Consider the following 17,240-nt stretch of genomic DNA (forward strand, 5'->3'; position numbering starts at 1 on the left):
TTACTGTTCGGCGCCGTCTCTACCTGCCTGCTCAGCTTCCCTGTACGCGTCGTAAAGCGCGGGAAGTTTTGCCGCCAGGTATCCTGCAAAGCCGTCGTTCTTCGCGCGATTGACGGATAGTCGCCACTGCGCGCTCGTCATTGAAACCTTACCGATCTCCTCGCCCGACAAGGAAACGACCGACATGCTCGACGCCGGGACCTTGTCTTCCTCGACCGCATTGGCCGCGGACAAAACCGCGATGAACCTGTCGTCAGTTGCCTTCGTCCCCAGCTTCGCCGAGGCCATCGCTGCCGCGACGCGCACCGACGCGCCAGGCGTCTTGAGAGCATCCGCCAAAGCCTGCCATCGGCCGCGGCCAATCTTGGGGGCACGACCGATCGCATCAACGATCTCGCGCGACAAGGCCCTGGAAACGGCAATCAGTTTCGATACTTCTGCTCGGTCGACCGAAAGTGCCGTCTGGATCAGAGCCCTCTGAAAACCCGCATCCTCCAACCGCGCCGCAAAGACCGCCCGCTCGATGAAACTGAGGTCTTCACGTGCCGAGTTCTCCAGCCCTTGTGCGACGACAAGGTCTTCGTCGGAGAGCGGCCGGAGATAGGCCTTGACCGGCAGTCCTAGTTCTCTTGCCGCACGTACACGCCGATGACCGTAAGCGCTCTGGAAGCGTCCAGCTATCGTCGGGTGCTGGCGTACGAGCACAGGAATTTCCTGGCCACGTTCGCTGATGGATGTTTTCAGGGCGTCAAAGGTAGCAGCGTCCTGTTCCACGAACCGGTCCGCAAGAGGCGAGGGGTCAATCAGTGCCGGATCGATCTCGATCGCGACCTGCCCGGTAGCAAGCTGCGCCCGAAGCGCCTCGTACTCCCGTTCGACGTCGGAAAATGTGTCCTTCAACGAACGTACTGCGCCTGACGTAACCCGCGATAGCGTCGGTCGCTTCTGCTCGCCGGCGTCAGCGCCGTCGGACTGCCCGGCAAACATCGATCGGATTGATTGTGTCCGCTTGTTCACACCGTTATCCCTTCAGCCTGGCCTATCGAAGAAAGTGCAGAAGAGATCATCGACCCCATACCTCCGATATCATCGCCACCACTTCAGCGTTGACCGCATTAATGGACTCCATGGCGCGGTCATAGACCGAGCGTCCAACGGAACCCTTCGAAAGCTCATAGAGCGACTGCTTGGTCAGTCCGGCATTTGCAATTGCCGTCGATTTCCATGCTGTCGCTCGCAAAACATCCGGTCCGAACAAGTCGCGAAGCAACCCGACGATCTCCTGCTCCGGCACGTCGCGTGGATCATGTCGCGTGACGACAAACTTCAGGAAGTCGTAGTTGAGATGGCCGCCGGCCTCTTCCAGGACAGACACGAGGTCCGCCGTCATCAGCAGGAACTGGCTCATCGAGGCCACGTCAACCATCTGCGGGTGGATGGTGACCAACATTCCGGTCGCCGCATTCAGCGCACCCATCGTCAGAAAGCCGAGCTGTGGCGGGCAATCGATCACGACAACATCGTAGTCCGCTTCGATCTGGTCGATGGCGACGGCGACGCGCCGGAAGAACAAATCCTCCGGCCCCGTCCGCTTGCTGAGTGCCCTAGGCGTCTCGTGCTCGAACTCCATGAGCTCCAGGTTGCCAGGCACCAGATCGATCCCCGCAAAATAGGTCTTGCGAATAACCGACCGCATATCAACGCGGTCTTCGTCGTAACGGATCGCACCATAGAGCGTTGTGTTCGGCGCAACGTCGAACTCCGGCTGATATCCGAACATCGCCGACAGCGATGCCTGCGGGTCGAGATCGATCGCCAGAACCCGATATCCCTGAAGTGCCAGTCCCTGTGCTAGGTAGAGCGAGGTCGTCGTCTTCGCCGACCCGCCCTTGAAGTTGGCAACCGTGATCACCTGCAGTTTCTCGCCGGCGCGGCGGCGCGGCCAGAACTTCAGCGCTTCCTTCGGCCGTGCCTTAGCAAGGTACTCGCGAAGTTCGTTGATCTGCTCGAGCGTATAGGAACGCCGTCCCGCCGTACCAAGTTCGGGCATCGGGCCGAGGCCATCAAGCGACAACTGTCTGAGATACCCATCGGAGACGCCGACAATCTGCGCGACCTCGCCAGAGGTAAACGATCGCAGCGATTTCTCCGCCAACGGTGGGAAGGCGAGTTCGCCGACGGCGCGCAAGCGGTCGGAAAGAGCCGACGCTTGACGCGTGATCCTTTGCGACGTTGTCTCGTTTTCCAGTCGGGGCATCACAACTTTTAGCATTCGCAAGCTCTTCAAAACGGTTTCTGCGCGTCTGACGCATCCTTGCCGTCTGTGATTAGAGACACGATTCGATGAGTTCCGACAAGATCTTTAAGGTTAACAAGGCATTAACCCCTTTCGCGGACTTGAAATGGCGGCAGGGTGCAATTCCGCTTTTCGTTATTTGTAACAGTGGTTTAACACCACCGCCACCATCCACTTGCTTGTCGTCGCATCTCGCCCCTGCCAGACACCCATCTGCAGGCCGCACTCGCCCTGTTTCGATGGCGAGCGCGAAGGTAGCGCTCTCTCGAATCGATTCCTACTTGGCGAAAATCAGCAGAAAATACGCCAGGAACAGGACCAGATGAACCGCACCCTGCATCAGATGCGTGCGTCCACTCGCGAAAGTCAGCATGCTCAGCGCAAGCGTCAGGATCAGCAGGACGGGATCGCTGTGCTCCAGACCAAGTACGATAGGGCGGTCGGTGACATGACTGATCACCAGCATGGCGGGTACCGTCAAGCCGATCGTGGACAGCACCGAACCGAGAAAAATGTTCACCGACCGCTGCAGGTGATTGGCTACCGAGGCACGCACGGCGCTGATCGCTTCCGGCGTCGCAACCAGCACCGCCATCATAACGCCGCCAAGCGCAATGGGCGCGTGCAGTGTCTCGATAAAGTAGTCTATCGGAGGCGCGAGCTTCTCGACCAGGAACACGACCAGCGCCATGTAAGCGAATAGGAAAGCGACCGGAAACCAGAGCGACCCCTCGTGAGCAGTCTTGTGCTGGACGTTCACACCTTCCTCGCCATCATCAATGAAAAATCCCCGGTGCCGACCTGTCTGGAGCATCAGGAACACAGCGTAGAGACCGACTGAGATCACCGCCAAAATCGACTGCTGCGGAATGGAGTAGCCTGGCCCGTCACTTTGTCGGGTGAAATTCGGCATGATCATGCTCAGCGTCGCCAATGGTACGATGACACCGAGATAGGCGTTGGCGCCTTGGAGATTGTGGTGCTGATCAGGTCTCCGCCACCCTCCCACAAGCAAGGAGAGGCCAACCATGCCGTTCAAGATGATCATCACGACGGCAAACAGCGTATGGGTGACGAGCGTTGGATTGTTGTCGCCGTGCAGCATCACGGCCGTAATGGCCATCACCTCGATCGACGTGATGGTCAATGTCAGGATCAGTGTGCCGTAGGGCTCACCCAACCGCTCGGCAAGATGATCGGCATGGCGAACGACGCAGAGCGCGGAGCCGAGGACGACGGAAAACAACCAGACAAAGATGATCGTCAGCCACACAGGATTGGCAAACTGGCTGGTAAAGGTATCGCCATAGATGAGGAACAGGATGCTCGTCACCGCGCTGACGGCAAGAAACCACTCCCGATGGGCCAACTCACCAAACCCAGCACGTCGCGACGTACCGCTCTCCGCAGTCACACCGGTGCCCTCCACAGCCGTTCGCGACGCCATCACGGCGTCCGCACCCAAGCGCGCGACGCGCCAGCGGTCGCGTGCACCTGAACATGACATTTGCCCGGTTTCCCGGCTATATCAACTGGCGATCACGAAGCACCGACCTTTGACGTACGTTGATCGCGATCAGCCGGTTACAGCGTGTGATATTGCCGATTGAAATAGATCAGCGCCTGGCCGCCATCGTTTTCGCGGATCGCCACAACCTCGCAGATCAGGATGTCGTGCGTGCCGCCGTCCGAGACAGTCTTCACCCTGCAGTCGAGAGATACCAACGCGTCATCAAGCACCGGTGCGCCCGTCTCCAGCAACGACCAATTGGCACCGTCGAAACGCTCCTTTGCCGGGGTCTTGCCGCCAAACCGCCGACTGAGATCGGCATGGCCTCCCTCTAGCGTATTGACGCAAAGCACCTGATTGGCCTTGACGGCAGGGTAGGCGGACGACGCCCTGTTGAGGCATACCAATAGAGTTGGGGGACTGTCACTGACGCTGCACACTGCCGTTGCCGCAAAGCCGGCAAGGCCACCGGGACCATCCGTCGTCACGATGTTGACCGCAGCCCCAAGCCGCGCCATCGCGTTGCGATACTCATCCTTTCTCTCGTCGAGAGATGGAATGATCGATGGAGGCGGACTCAAAGGAGTGGCGTGCATGTCAGGTTCCTTGCGCAAGTGACATCAGGCGATAACGCATGCATCCTCGAAGCTGAGCCGCGGCAAGCGACCAAAGAGCTTCGAGGGATCCCCGTGGCCGAGGTTGATCAAGAGATTTGATTTCCAGCTTGTCCCCGCAAAGAAGGCTTCGTCGACTCTCGCCTTGTCGAACCCGGACATAGGACCTGTATCAAGCCCGAGCGCACGTGCTGCGAGGATCAGATATCCCGCCTGAAGGGTCGCATTCCGGAATGCCGTTTCCTCGCTGAGGGTCGGGCTGGATGTAAACCACGACCGAGCGTCAGCGTGCGGAAACAACTCCGGCAGGCGCTCGTAAAAGGCCGCGTCGTAGGCAGCGATGACGGTGAGGGGAGCCGTCATGGTCTTCTCCCGGTTGCCCGATGAAATGGACGGCTCCAGCTTCGCCTTGGCTTCAGCGCTTTCCACGAACACGAAGCGTGCCGGCGAGCAGTTGGCCGAGGTCGGCCCCATCCGCACAAGTTCGTAGAGTTTGTGGATCGTCTCAGGCGCGATCGGTCGATCGTCCCAGCCATTGTGGGTGCGCGCATCCGTGAAAAGGGCCGCAAGGGCGGCATCATCAAGCATCGTCAATTTCTTATCCTTGGGGAGCGTGGGCGTCTTGTTCCAGAAAACTCATAAGTGTTCTGTTGAACCGTTCCGGTTCAACGACGTTCACTGCATGGGCGCCGAAATCCGAAAGAGCGAGTTGGGCATTCGGCAAACCATCCGCCAGGCGAACTGATCGCGAATAGGGCACGAGCAGATCATCGCGCGTGGCGACCACCAGCGTGGGAGTGTCGATCTCGCCGAGGCGGTCGTCGACATCAAAGGCGCGCAGGGCCGCGATGCGTCGCAAGATATTCGCCTTACCCTGGAAATGAGCGACGCCATGGTCGTCCTCGGCGCCCATTCGCTCCGCGTTTTCGGACATCCAGATGGCCGGGTAGAGAAAGAGAGGCTGGGCTTTGACAAATGCCTCGACACCAGAGCGTTCGAGCAGTTCAACGCGAACGTCGAAGCATCGGCCGGAATGTGGATCAGCCTTGCTCCATGCGTTGACGAGAACAAGCCGATCGATCAACCCGGGCCGCCGCAGCGCAATATCCAGACCGATCAACCCGCCAAGCGCATGGCCGACGAAGTCGAAGCGATCGAGCTGAAGCTCGCTCGCGATCGCCAGCACATCATCCGCCATGGCGCCAACTCCACCCTCCGGCACGTCACCACCGGTTCGGCCCGTACCACGGTGGTCGTAGGTGACAATGCGAAACCGGGTGGAAAGCGCCTCGATCTGAGGCGCCCAGTAGCGACCGGATCCACCAAGGCCGGAGGAGAGGATCACTGTCCCGGCCTCCGGATGATCAATCCCATGAACCTCGAAATGCATGCTCTTACTTCTTGCCAATATGAGCGACGGTGGCGATTTCGACCAATGCATCCGGTTTTACGAGGCCGCACTGGACGCAGTAGCGCGCTGGCTTGTCGCCCGGAAAATATTCGGCATAGACAGCGTTGACGGCCTGATAGTTGGACCAGTCCGTGACGAAGATGTGGTTCATCGTCACGTCCTCCATCGTGCCGCCAGCCGTCTCGATCACCGATTTGATCGTTTCGAGCACGTGCCGTGTCTGTCCGCCTGCGTCGCCTACGTGGACGACATCGTTGTTCTTGTCGAAGGGCAGGGTGCCCGAGACGTAGACGACGCCATCGGCGAGAGTGCCCGGCGAATAGGGTGCGATCGGCTTCTGTGTTCCGACCGGAACGACGATAGACTTTGGCATTGAAACTCTCCTTAAGGGGTGGCCGGGGCTGCTTGAGAAATGACGCCGCAGAAGTCGTTGACCGTCGCAACCCAGCCAAAGAACTTTTCGACGTTGTAGACGGTCGCTTGCTGAATGAAGTCCGGGCCGAGGTGGTGGGTGGCGTCCTCGAGCATCACCCCGAAATATTCGAGATGAAACGCGTCCCGCAGCGAGCTCTCCACGCAGACATTCGTCGCGATACCGACAAAGACGAGATTGCGAATCCCCCGTGCGCGCAGCACGCTGTCCATGTTTGTGTTGAAGAAGCCGCTGTAACGGGTCTTCGGAACCAGGATATCGCCGGGCAGGGGCTGCAACTCGTCGACGATCGCGTAGTCCCAGGTGCCTTTGGCGAGAAGCTTGCCGTGCAGTTCCGGCCGCTGACGCATCGTCTTCAGCGCATTGGATTTGTGGTAGTTCGGCGAGCCCGGTCCTCCGGCCTCCACGTAGTCCTTGTCCCAGCCGTTCTGGAAGTAGATGACCTGCACGCCCGCCGCGCGCGCCGCGTCGAGCGTCCTCTTTATGTTGGCAATCGTGCCCTTGGCGCCGGCTATGTCGAAGCCAGCGAGATCGACATAACCACCCTCCGTCGAGTAGGCGTTTTGCATGTCGACAACGACGACAGCGGTCTCGCTCGGTTTCAGGGTGATCGGCTCAGGACGGGCGGGTAGGGTGACGCTCTGCGCATGCTCTTGAGGTGCGACATATCCAGCTGCAGCGGTGCTCATTCTGCAGCCTCCAGCATCGGCTTGATATGCTGCCGGCACTTCATCAGGGGCTGGATCTTCGTTCCGAAATCCTCGACGCCCTTCACGAAATCATCGAAGGTCAGAAGCACACCGCCGGTTCCCGGTACCGTCGGCACCTCATCGAGCAGCGCGGCGACTGTTTCGTATGAACCGACCAGCGTTCCCATGTTGATGTTGACCGCCGATACCGGATCGGCCATCTGCCGAACGTTGGTGTCCGCGCCGGATTTCGTGTCGGCTGCGCCCTGCAAGCCAAGCCAGGCAATGGCCTCCTGGTCGGCGCCATCCTTGTAGCTCTCCCACTTGGCGCGGGCCGCCTCGTCGGTCTCGTCGGCGATCACCATGAAAAGCACGAAGGAGGAGACATCGCGGCCGGTCTTCGCTGTTGCCGCCTGCAAGCGCTCGGCGGCTGGCGCGAACGCCTTCGGCGTGTTCACTCCAACGCCGAAGCAGAAGTTATAATCGGCATATTGTGCCGAAAACTCCATACCTGCATTCGAGGAGCCCGCGCAGATGACCTTCATGTGGGTCTGCGGCTGGGGCGAGAGACGGCAATCGTCCATCTGGAAGAACTCGCCTTTCAGATCGCTCTTGCCGGTTTCCCAGAGGTCCCTCAGAACCGTTGCGTACTCACCCAGATAATCGTAGCGCTTGGTGAAATACTCATCGCCGGGCCACATCCCCATCTGCGAATATTCCGGCCGCTGCCAGCCGGTCACAAGATTGAGGCCAAACCGGCCATTGGAGATGGAATCGATTGTCGACGCCATGCGGGCGACGATGGCGGGTGGCATCACAAGCGTCGCTGCCGTCGCGAACAGCTTGATTCGCGTCGTGACCGCAGCCAGCCCAGACATCAACGTGAAGGATTCGAGATTGTGATCCCAGAACTCGGTCTTGCCGCCGAAACCACGGAGCTTGATCATCGACAGCACGAAGTCGAGACCGTACTTCTCCGCCTTCAGCGTAATTTCCTTGTTCAGCTCGAAGGTCGGCTTGTACTGCGGTGCGTTCTCAGACAGCAACCAACCATTATTTCCAATCGGAATGAAAACACCGACTTCCATATTCTGCTCTCCTCTTGAGGCGACGGGCGGCCGAGGCCTTGGGTTCGCAGTATTGAATGCAGGTTGCGTGCCACTCTGAAAACATCAATAAAATCAACGCCACGCTTGTTGATGCTCTCTGTTTATTTATCGTTTGGTCAATTTTTTATCGGATGATAAATTTTCTGCCGAAATGACGGTCATTGCCGCCTACATTTTCACCAGTGCAAGATTTTGCCCACAAAATACCCACCAGATCGCCGCGGAAGGCGTCCGAGAAGTGTGCTCCGACCATGGGGCGATTGGTCCGCGAAACCTGTTTACGACACAGTCCTCCGGCCCTCCGAACCGCAAGCCTTCAGGTTCTTGTCAGAAAAGATCGTCATCCAGAGTCGGCGCGGACCGTCGATCTCCTGTGGCTCTCCCCCGAGATGTCCCGCGCCAGTAATCTTCTGGAGACAATCGCTTGAGCGACAATAAAATGAAGGCCGGAGCGAATGCCTTCCGGCCAGCAATCGGCGCAGTAACGCTCTGCCTGATAACGACCGCCTACATCCTGCTCGTGACCAACCGCACATTCTGGACCAAGGCGTTCGGATATTTCGAGGCCGATCACCTCTCGTTTGCGCTTTTCCTCACCGGCATCGCGGTGGCGAGCATGGCGTTCATCACTGCCTTTTCGGCAAAGTATATTACCAAGCCATTCCTGATCTTCTTCATTCTCGTCTCATCCGCGGCATCCTGGTTCACGGACCAGTTCGGCGTGATCGTCGACAGGGAGATGATCCGCAACGCCGCCGTTTCGACCGGTGCCGAGGCCGGCCATCTCATCACCACGCGGTTTGCGATCCACCTGCTGCTGACCGGCATCCTGCCGTCTCTGCTCATCCTGTGGGTTCGGATCCAGCACCGTCCCCTACTGCAAAAGCTTGCGCACAATACCGCGGTCGTCGTGGGGTGCCTCGCGGTTTTTGCGGCCGTGGGCCTCGGCAACTACCGGACATTTGCCGGCGTCGGGCGCGCTCACAACGACATCCTCGACACGCTCAATCCATTTGCCCCGATCACCAGCGCGGTGAAATTCGCCATTTCTCTCCAGCGTGACGCACGCGTCGTTGCCCAGCCGTTGGGAACCGACGCTCACCGCGTCGGTTCTATAAATCCGGCCAAGCCACGCGTAACCATCCTCGTTGTCGGAGAAACGGCACGCGCGGAGGATTTCTCGCTTGGCGGATACAAGCGCGAGACGAATCCTGAGCTGAAGAAGCAGAATGTCGTGTACTTCCAGAACACGAGCAGCTGCGGCACGGCGACAGCCGTTTCGCTGCCGTGCCTGTTTTCGGTCTACACAAGAAATACCTATACGCACCGCAAGGGTCTGGAAACACAGAACCTCCTGGACGTCCTTGCCAACGCGAAGGTGACGAGCACCTGGCTCGACAACGACACCGGCAGCTATCACGTCACCGATCGCGTTTCCTACACCTACCTGCCTCCGTCGGCCGATCCGCGCTTCTGCAAGGACGGCGAATGCCTCGACGACATCCTTTTGGACAAGGTGGACGCATGGCTCGACAAGGTGAACGGCGACAGCGTCCTTGTCCTTCATCAGCTCGGCAGTCATGGCCCCGCATACTTTGCGCGCTACCCCGAGGAATTCCGGCGCTTCAAACCGGATTGCCGCGCCAATGATTTCGGAAGCTGCTCGCCTGAGGAAATCAGGAACGCTTACGACAATACCATCCTCTATACTGACCACCTCGTGGCGTCGGTCATCGAGAAGGTAAAGCGGCGTTCGGAGAACCTGACGGGAGCTGTCGTCTATCTATCGGATCACGGCGAGTCACTGGGCGAGAACGGTATATATCTCCATGGCACGCCGTATTTCATTGCTCCGTCGCAGCAGACGCACGTGCCATTCCTTGCCTGGCTGTCGGATGATCTCCAGAAGACCGCCGGCTTCGATACTGTGTGTCTGGCAAACCGGGCAGGCGAGACCTACTCGCACGACAACTTCTTCCATAGCATCCTGGGCCTCATCGATGTCTCGACGAAGGTCTATGATCCGAAGCTTGACGTCTTTGCCGGGTGCAGGCGGCAGCCAGCCAACGTTGCATCGCTAACGACCAACTGACCCGAGTGCCGGCTTGCGCCATTTAGGCCCTGCCGGCACTTCCATCCCGTCGCCGAAATGCAGGCTAGGCGGGCTTCTACTGCTTCAGCTCAAGCAGGATGAGATTAGCTTCAATAGAGCCGGGAGGGAGCGCAGAACCTGTACAGCATCTCGGAGCTATCGAGACACTGAAAACAATGCTACCCTAATATACAGATGGTGAAATGTAATATTGTCGATCTCGCAGGTGGAGAGAACAATGCAGGATTACTCACCTTATCTTCAGCGACGCGCGCGCACGCTCGTAGCGTCTCACGCATTTCTTGCCTTCGTAATCTCTTTCGGTTCCGCGTTGGCGCAACAGCCCACGCCCGAACAGCGGAGTGCAGTCAGGGCAGCCTGCCGCGCGGACTTCATAGCGCAGTGCTCAGGCGTAACGCCTGGCGGCATCGAGGCATTGACCTGCCTGCAGAAGCATAGCGCGACTCTCTCCGAGAGCTGCCAAAAGGCAGTGTCCGCCATAACCGCACCCAGGAAGGCGACGGCATTCTCGCCAACCGAAGCACCGGCCGCACCGGTTATCCTCGTGGCGTCGTCGCCCACCACGGCTCAGCGTAATGCGATCAAGTCGGCTTGCAGCTCCGATTTCATGAAGCTGTGCTCGGGCGTCACGCCCGGCGGCGCCGAAGCGCTTTCATGCCTGCAGAAAAACAACAGCGCCCTATCTGGCTCGTGCCAGCAGGCGGTCGGCGCACTGTCAACCGGCTCGGCTCCCGCGGCGAGCCCTCCGGCCGCCGGCGGAACGACCACAGCAACCCCACCTGCAGCCATGCCGTCGTTCACTCCGAGACAAGAGGTCAGGATTGTGCGCGAGACCTGCGGAGGGGATTTCCGCCGCCTTTGCAGCACCGTGCCGCTTGGCGGCGGTCGCGGCATCGCATGCCTTCGAGAAAATCTCTCTCATCTCTCGGCGGGCTGCCAGAAAGTCCTGACCAAGGGTCTCTGAGAGACCAAAGGCGTTTCTCCTCGCAGCAAACAGGCCCCTATGCCTGCGACACTGGAGCTGTCTCCTTATTGCGCCTTGTCTTTCTGTATTCCTCGAAGCGCTGCAGTACGACGTAGAACGACGGAACGAACAACACCGCCAGGCAGGTCGATGCAATCATACCGCTGAAGACCGAGATCCCGATCGACTTGCGCGCGGAAGCGCCCGCACCGGACGCAAGCACCAGCGGCAGAACGCCAAGGATGAAGGAAAAGGACGTCATCAGGATCGGCCGGAAACGCAGCCGTGCCGCTTCGATGGCAGCATCGCCGATCGCCATTCCCTCCGCGCGCTTGTCACGTGCATATTCCACGATCAGAATTGCGTTCTTGGAGGCAAGTGCGATCAGAAGGATGAGACCAATCTGCGTGTAGAGATTGTTGGCAACACCGGTAGCGGTCAATGCGCCGACCGTCCCAATCAGCGCAAGCGGCACCGCAAGAAGCACCGCCAGCGGCAAGATCCAGCTCTCATACTGGCCGGCCAGCACGAAATAGACCAGCAGCAAGGCCAGCGCGAATACGACATAGATCTGCGAGCCGACGGCCTTTTCCTGATAAGAAAGTGCGCTCCATTCGAACCGGGTGCCCGGCGAAAGCGTCTGGTCGGCAAGTTGCTCCATGAGCTGCAGCGCCTGGCCGGAGCTGAAGCCGGGGGCTGACCCGCCCACGATTGTGGCTGTCGGGTAGAGGTTAAAGAGACTGATCAGCGAAGGCCCCTGGCTCTCCGTAATATCGATGACGGTGTCGAGCGGGATCATCGTTCCGTCCCCCGCCTTCACCTTAAGATTGGCGATGTCGGCGGCACTCACGCGCGCTTCGGGGGAAGCCTGCACATAGACCTGGAATGTTCGGCCGAACGTGTTGAACTGGGTGACGTAACTGGACCCCACGTAGCCGGAAAGCGCCGAGAACACTTGTCCCGTCGTGACGCCGAGCGTTTCAGCCTTGATGCGATCCACCGAGATCGCCAGCTGCGGCACCTCGGAGCGGAATGTCGAGTTCAGCCTCTGCAATGAGGATTGTGCATTGCCGTTCCTGACGATCGTTTCCGCCAATGTCTGCAGAAGCGGATAGTCGAAGTTACCGCTGGTCAGCTCAACCTGCATGGTAAAGCCGTTTGCGTTGCCGATACCCTGGATCGGAGGGGGTACGACGACGAGCGTCCGCGCCTCCAGAACCTTCTCGAGATCGACATTCAGGCGGTCGTAGATGGAACGCAGGTCCTGGCCCTTCTGCTTTCCACGCTCGCCCCAGTCCTTCAATACGACATAGGCGACACCGGCATTTTGAAGGCTCGCATTGTTGTCGAGGATCGAGATGCCGCTGATCGTCAGCACCTGGTCCACCCCCGGCGTCGCCTGTGCGATCGCGCCGACCTGCGCCATGACGGCATCCGTGCGCTCCTTTGAAGCTCCGTCCGGCAGTTGAGCGCTGATCAGGACATAGCCTTGATCTTCGACCGGCAGAAACGCGGTCGGCTGGCGGGTCAAACCCCATATGGCGACAGAGATCAGGACCAGCGCAACGATGACCGATACCGCGCTATGGCGAACGAGACCGCCGATGAGCCTGACATACCCCCTCTCGCCAGCCGCATAGATCCTGTTGAAGCCGCGGTAGATGAAGTTGCGCTGCTCCGGCGGCACCGGTGGACGCAGCCACAACGCGCATTGCGTCGGCTTCAACGTCATCGCGTTGATGGCACTGATCAGTGCCGTCGCGGCGATAACAAGCGCGAACTGTCTGTAGAGCTGGCCGGTCAGGCCGGGCAGGAAGGCGGCTGGAATGAAGACCGCCATCAGGACAAGGGTGATCCCGATCACCGGCCCGAACAGCTCGTCCATCGCCGCCTCGGCCGCTTCTCTGCCCGACATGCCTTCTTCTATCTTCCGCGCAACGCCTTCCACGATGACGATCGCGTCATCGACGACGATGCCGATCGCAAGGACGATGGCAAACAGGGTCGACAGGTTGACGGTGAAATTCAATGCCGCCATCGCGGCAAATGACCCAATGATCGTCACCGGCACCGTTGTCGCCGGCACCAGCATGGCGCGCCAGTCCTGAAGGAAGATGAGGATGACGACAAGGACGAGAACGCCGGCTTCAATCAACGTCATGTAGACCTCGCTGATGGAGGCCTTGACAAATTTCGTCGTGTCGAAGGGAATTTGGTAGGCAAGGCCCTGCGGGAAGCTCTTGGAGAGCTCGGCCATGCGCGCGGAAACCTCCTCGGCGACGGTAATGGCATTGGCCTCGGGCAGCTGGGAAATGCCGATGCCGGTCGCAGGCTGACCGTTTTGCATGAAGGACTGGCTGTAACTCTGGGCGCCGAGCTCGACGCGGCCGATATCGCGAATACGGGTGATGCGCCCACCGTCCTTCGCATCGACCTTGACGATGATGTTCTCGAAATCGGGCGCGTCATTCAGACGCCCGTCGATGTTCAACGTGTACTGGAAGTCCTGCCCCTTCGGAACAGGCGGCATCCCGACCTGTCCCGCGGCAACCTCCTGGCTCTGCTGCTGCACGACGTTGATGATATCCTGCGGTGTCAGCCCGCGTGCCTGCAGAAGATCGGGATTCATCCAGATGCGCATGGCGTATTGCCCGGCACCGAATACGGTCACGTTGCCGACGCCGGGGAGGCGGGAGAGCTCATTCTGCAGGTTGATGACGGCATAGTTTGACAGAAACAGGCTGTCATAGCGCCCATCGGGCGACGTCAGTGTGACGAAGCCGAGGATCGCGGTGGACTTCTTCTGTGTCGTGACGCCCTGCGCCTGCACTGCATCCGGCAGCGACGACATCGCTGTCGCAACGCGATTTTGGACCAGCACCTGCGCCTGGTCAGGGTCGGTGCCGATGGCAAAGGTCACCGTCAACGAGTAGGTGCCGTCGCTGGCGCTCGTCGATTGCATATAGAGCATGTCTTGGACGCCGTTGACCTGTTGCTCGATCGGCAGCGCAACGGTGTCGATCAGCATCTTCGCGCTCGCCCCGGGGAAGCGCGTGGTGACCTGCACGGTTGGAGGCACGACGTTCGGGTACTGCGCTACCGGCAGCTGGAAAATCGCCACGACGCCCAGCAACACGAAGACCATGGCGAGGACGTTGGCAAGCACTGGCCGCTCGATGAAGAAGCGCGAGATCATGCTGTTGTCCTCAACTGGTCGGCTAAGACGATCGCAAACTCATGGAGTAGTGGCAGTTCCTGCCGCGCTCGTTGCGGCAGCCTTCATGTCGATTTTCTCAGGTGAGACCTTGTTTCCCGGAACAGCCTGCTGGATCCCCCCGATGACCACCCAATCGGCCGCGTCGAGTCCGGATTCGATAACGCGCAATTCGCCTTCGCGCTGGCCAGTCTTCACCGGCCTCTGCTCGACGGTGTCGTCTTTCCCGAGAACCAGCACATAGCTGCCCTGCTGGTTTGTCCCGATGGCGTCGTTCCGTACCAGCAGCGCCTTGTCATCGTGGCCGACGGGGACGCGAACCCGCACGAAAAGCCCCGGAATCAGCGCCCGTTCCTTGTTGTCGAAGAGACCTCGTACCTGCAGCGTGCCTGTCGAGGTATCGAGTTGCGGAGACACATAGTCGAGATGCCCCTTGTGCGGGTAGCCTTCCTCGTTCTGCAGGCCGATCTCAACGGGGATGTTGGGAAGGTCCGTCTGTTTCAGCGTGCGGCCCTGTTTCGCGAGCATTTGCTTGATCGACAGAACCTGTGTCTCGCTCACGTTGAAGTAGGCATAAAGCGGGTCGGTCTGGACAATTGTCGCAAGCGTCGTCGGGCCGGACACGCCCACGAGTTCGCCGATGTCGACGAGATGGTTGGTCACGGTTCCGTCGAAGGGCGCCAGCACTTGGGTGTAACCGAGATTGATCGTGGCAAGCTCAAGGCTCGCCTGCGCATTGAGTATTGTTGCGTTGGCTTCATCGTAGGTCGCCTTCGCACTATCCACGGCGGTCTGGGTCGTGACCTCCTGCTTCATCAGATTGAGTTGGCGATCATATTCCTGCTTCGCCCCGACCTGCGATGCCTGGGCGGACGCAAGCGTCGCCTTTGCCTGATCGACCTGCGCTTGATAGGTCTCCCGTTCGATGCCGAAGAGCTGTGTACCCTTGGTAACCTGGGTTCCGTCGCGGTAGTCGATCGATTGGATATAGCCGACGACACGGGCTTCGATATCGACCGAGTTGAGCGCCCCCGTATTGCCGGTCAGCTCGAAGTATTGAGTCACCGATTCCTGCACGGGGAGCGCTATATGCACGACAGGCGGGGGAGGCGGTGCGTAGCTGTTGTTGGGCCGGTCGCACGAGGCTATGAACGTCACGCATGAAAGCGTCACCAAGACCTGCAGAGCCTGACTGAACCCTTTACGCATTGTCGCTGCCCCAGACGATCTTCGGCGTTTCCAGTCGTCATGCGCGCCCTGTCACTGCCAGCCGTCCCGCAGGTCCAAGGCATAAGACAATATGAGGCGGCTATAGCGTAAATTGCAATAGCATTTACGAATATACCACTATCGGCTAAACGTTCGACTCCACCTGCCAATCAGCCACAACTGGCAATGGAACAAACTCAAAAACGCCCTAGCGATCGCCTTCCCATTGAAGCGCTGCGGTGGCGACCGGAAAGTCCCAGAGACCGATCTCTTCATCGGTCAGAAGCGCAAGCGTCACGGACAGTCCCCGCATGTCGAGCGAGGTGACATAGGTTCCGACCAGGGACCGCGCGATGTGAATATGCCGCTCTTCCATCCAATTGCGAGCCGCATTGTATGCAACGTACAATTCCGCGGGTGGCGTGCTTCCTAGCCCGTTCACGAAGAGCAGCGCTCTCGCGTCCGCCGGCGGCGAAAGATCATTCAAGATCGTCGTGCATAGCCGGCTGACAATCTGGTCGGACGCACAGAAGGCTTCGCGTGAATAACCAGGCTCGCCGTGGATGCCGACACCCAATTCCATCTCGTCAGGCCCAAGCGCGAAGGTCGGCCGGTCCGTTTGAGGCACCGTGACACCGCCAAGCGCCACCCCCATCGACCGCACCCTGTCATTCAACCGCTCACCGAAACGCTTCAATTCGGCAAGCGGCATGCCTTGCTCCGCCGCTGCCCCAAGCAGTTTCTCAAAGATCAGTGTACCGGCGACGCCCCGGCGCCCGCGTCCGTCACCAGCCCGGGCTGTTTCGATGTCATCGCGGACGATCACCATTTCGATCTGATGACGGCCCGCTACCATCTCCATCGCCATCTCGAAGTTCATCACATCGCCGTCATAATTCTTCACGATGAGAAGGCAGCCTGCACCGGTATCGGCCTCCTCGATCGCCCTGATGATCTGGGTAGGGGTTGGGGAGGTGAAGGTGTGTCCGATGCAGGCGGCATCCAGCATGCCGCGACCGATGAAGCCGATATGCATGGGCTCATGGCCGGCGCCGCCGCCCGAGACAACAGCAACCTTGCCGGGCGTCAGATGCTTGCGCCGCACGCATTTACGCTCCTTGTCGAACACCAGAAACGTCTCATAGGCACGCACGAAGCCTTCAACGCTTTCGGCGACCATCGTTTCCGCTGTGTTCATGAACCTCTTCATCGAGCCCCTCCCAAGGCGGCGATTACGATAGCAAATTCATCGGTCTTCCATCATCGATCAATCCGCCCCTCCGGAGATCGCGACAATCTTCTGCACAAGATCCGAAATGGCCTCTTCCAGCAGGCGATTGCGCCGCTCGTCACCAAAATCCGGCACCATCAATGAAAGGTGGCGCAACTTTTCCGAACTACCGAGTTCCGGCAGTTTTCCCGGATGAGCATCCTGATATGCGCCAAGAAAGCGCTCCTGCTCAGCGGCGCTGAAATGGCAGACCCGAAAGATGGTTGCCAAGTGGCGTGCTGGCAAAGGTGTCGCATAGCTCGGATTGGTGATCTGCGTGACAAAACTGCGATGCTTTCCGAGCTCCGTCGCCAGACGTTGGCGCGTTCCGGAAGGTCGGTTGTCGATGATCTGAGCCAGAATAGACTTGTAGGCGATAATGGCGTCTTCGGTTTCTTCGCGCGCCAT

Annotated in this window: 15 protein-coding genes; 2 read left to right on the forward strand and 13 right to left on the reverse strand. The window is 59.4% G+C overall.

Features of this window, described 5'->3' with window-relative positions:
• The 9 genes from repB to rutA all read right to left on the reverse strand — a co-directional run bounded on the left by repB (window position 1) and on the right by rutA (window position 8,041).
• Window positions 1-1,017 carry a plasmid partitioning protein RepB gene (gene repB / locus A6U87_RS21500; protein WP_065693329.1) on the reverse strand — a complete coding sequence of 339 codons (1,017 nt, stop codon included), beginning with the start codon at window positions 1,015-1,017 and terminating at the stop codon, window positions 1-3.
• Between the two features lie 46 nt (window positions 1,018-1,063).
• A complete protein-coding gene (gene repA / locus A6U87_RS21505; protein WP_244499548.1) occupies window positions 1,064-2,272 on the reverse strand; it encodes a plasmid partitioning protein RepA in 1,209 nt (402 codons plus the stop codon).
• 301 nt (window positions 2,273-2,573) lie between these two features.
• Window positions 2,574-3,803 carry a calcium:proton antiporter gene (locus A6U87_RS21510; RefSeq protein ID WP_244499549.1) on the reverse strand — a complete coding sequence of 410 codons (1,230 nt, stop codon included), beginning with the start codon at window positions 3,801-3,803 and terminating at the stop codon, window positions 2,574-2,576.
• A gap of 77 nt (window positions 3,804-3,880) precedes the next feature.
• Window positions 3,881-4,402, reverse strand: coding sequence for a flavin reductase (locus A6U87_RS21515; RefSeq protein WP_065693330.1), 522 nt, complete (start codon window positions 4,400-4,402; stop codon window positions 3,881-3,883).
• Between the two features lie 24 nt (window positions 4,403-4,426).
• Window positions 4,427-5,008 (reverse strand): malonic semialdehyde reductase, encoded by a 582-nt coding sequence (locus A6U87_RS21520; RefSeq protein ID WP_065693331.1) that lies wholly within the window; start codon window positions 5,006-5,008, stop codon window positions 4,427-4,429.
• A 10-nt stretch (window positions 5,009-5,018) separates the two neighbouring features.
• Window positions 5,019-5,810 carry a pyrimidine utilization protein D gene (gene rutD / locus A6U87_RS21525; protein WP_065693332.1) on the reverse strand — a complete coding sequence of 264 codons (792 nt, stop codon included), beginning with the start codon at window positions 5,808-5,810 and terminating at the stop codon, window positions 5,019-5,021.
• Between the two features lie 4 nt (window positions 5,811-5,814).
• The gene (rutC, locus tag A6U87_RS21530; protein ID WP_065693333.1) at window positions 5,815-6,204 is read right to left on the reverse strand and encodes a pyrimidine utilization protein C; all 390 of its coding nucleotides are present in this window, start codon (window positions 6,202-6,204) and stop codon (window positions 5,815-5,817) included.
• 11 nt (window positions 6,205-6,215) lie between these two features.
• Window positions 6,216-6,953, reverse strand: a complete 738-nt coding sequence (rutB, locus tag A6U87_RS21535; RefSeq protein WP_065693334.1) for a pyrimidine utilization protein B — start codon at window positions 6,951-6,953, stop codon at window positions 6,216-6,218.
• Window positions 6,950-8,041, reverse strand: coding sequence for a pyrimidine utilization protein A (gene rutA, locus A6U87_RS21540; RefSeq protein WP_065693335.1), 1,092 nt, complete (start codon window positions 8,039-8,041; stop codon window positions 6,950-6,952). Before rutA ends, rutB begins: the two co-directional genes overlap by 4 nt.
• A gap of 460 nt (window positions 8,042-8,501) precedes the next feature.
• Between rutA and A6U87_RS21545 the strand changes: the two genes are divergently transcribed.
• Both A6U87_RS21545 and A6U87_RS21550 read left to right on the forward strand, forming a co-directional pair.
• On the forward strand, window positions 8,502-10,154 hold the full coding sequence (locus A6U87_RS21545; protein ID WP_065693336.1) for a phosphoethanolamine transferase: 1,653 nt from the start codon (window positions 8,502-8,504) through the stop codon (window positions 10,152-10,154).
• Window positions 10,155-10,392: 238 nt separating this feature from the next.
• Window positions 10,393-11,139 carry a cysteine rich repeat-containing protein gene (locus A6U87_RS21550; protein ID WP_065693337.1) on the forward strand — a complete coding sequence of 249 codons (747 nt, stop codon included), beginning with the start codon at window positions 10,393-10,395 and terminating at the stop codon, window positions 11,137-11,139.
• 37 nt (window positions 11,140-11,176) lie between these two features.
• Here A6U87_RS21550 and A6U87_RS21555 read toward each other — a convergent pair whose 3' ends face one another.
• The 4 genes from A6U87_RS21555 to A6U87_RS21570 form a co-directional block, all read right to left on the reverse strand.
• Entirely contained in the window at window positions 11,177-14,335 is a 3,159-nt protein-coding gene (locus tag A6U87_RS21555; protein ID WP_065693338.1) for an efflux RND transporter permease subunit, read from the reverse strand.
• A 39-nt stretch (window positions 14,336-14,374) separates the two neighbouring features.
• Window positions 14,375-15,562 (reverse strand): efflux RND transporter periplasmic adaptor subunit, encoded by a 1,188-nt coding sequence (locus A6U87_RS21560; protein ID WP_065693339.1) that lies wholly within the window; start codon window positions 15,560-15,562, stop codon window positions 14,375-14,377.
• 208 nt (window positions 15,563-15,770) lie between these two features.
• Window positions 15,771-16,772 (reverse strand): dihydroxyacetone kinase subunit DhaK, encoded by a 1,002-nt coding sequence (locus A6U87_RS21565; protein ID WP_065693340.1) that lies wholly within the window; start codon window positions 16,770-16,772, stop codon window positions 15,771-15,773.
• Window positions 16,773-16,829: 57 nt separating this feature from the next.
• Window positions 16,830-17,240, reverse strand: a complete 411-nt coding sequence (locus A6U87_RS21570) for a hypothetical protein (protein ID WP_065693341.1) — start codon at window positions 17,238-17,240, stop codon at window positions 16,830-16,832.

Source organism: Rhizobium sp. AC44/96, from assembly GCF_001692185.1.
In the GTDB taxonomy this organism is placed as follows: domain Bacteria; phylum Pseudomonadota; class Alphaproteobacteria; order Rhizobiales; family Rhizobiaceae; genus Rhizobium.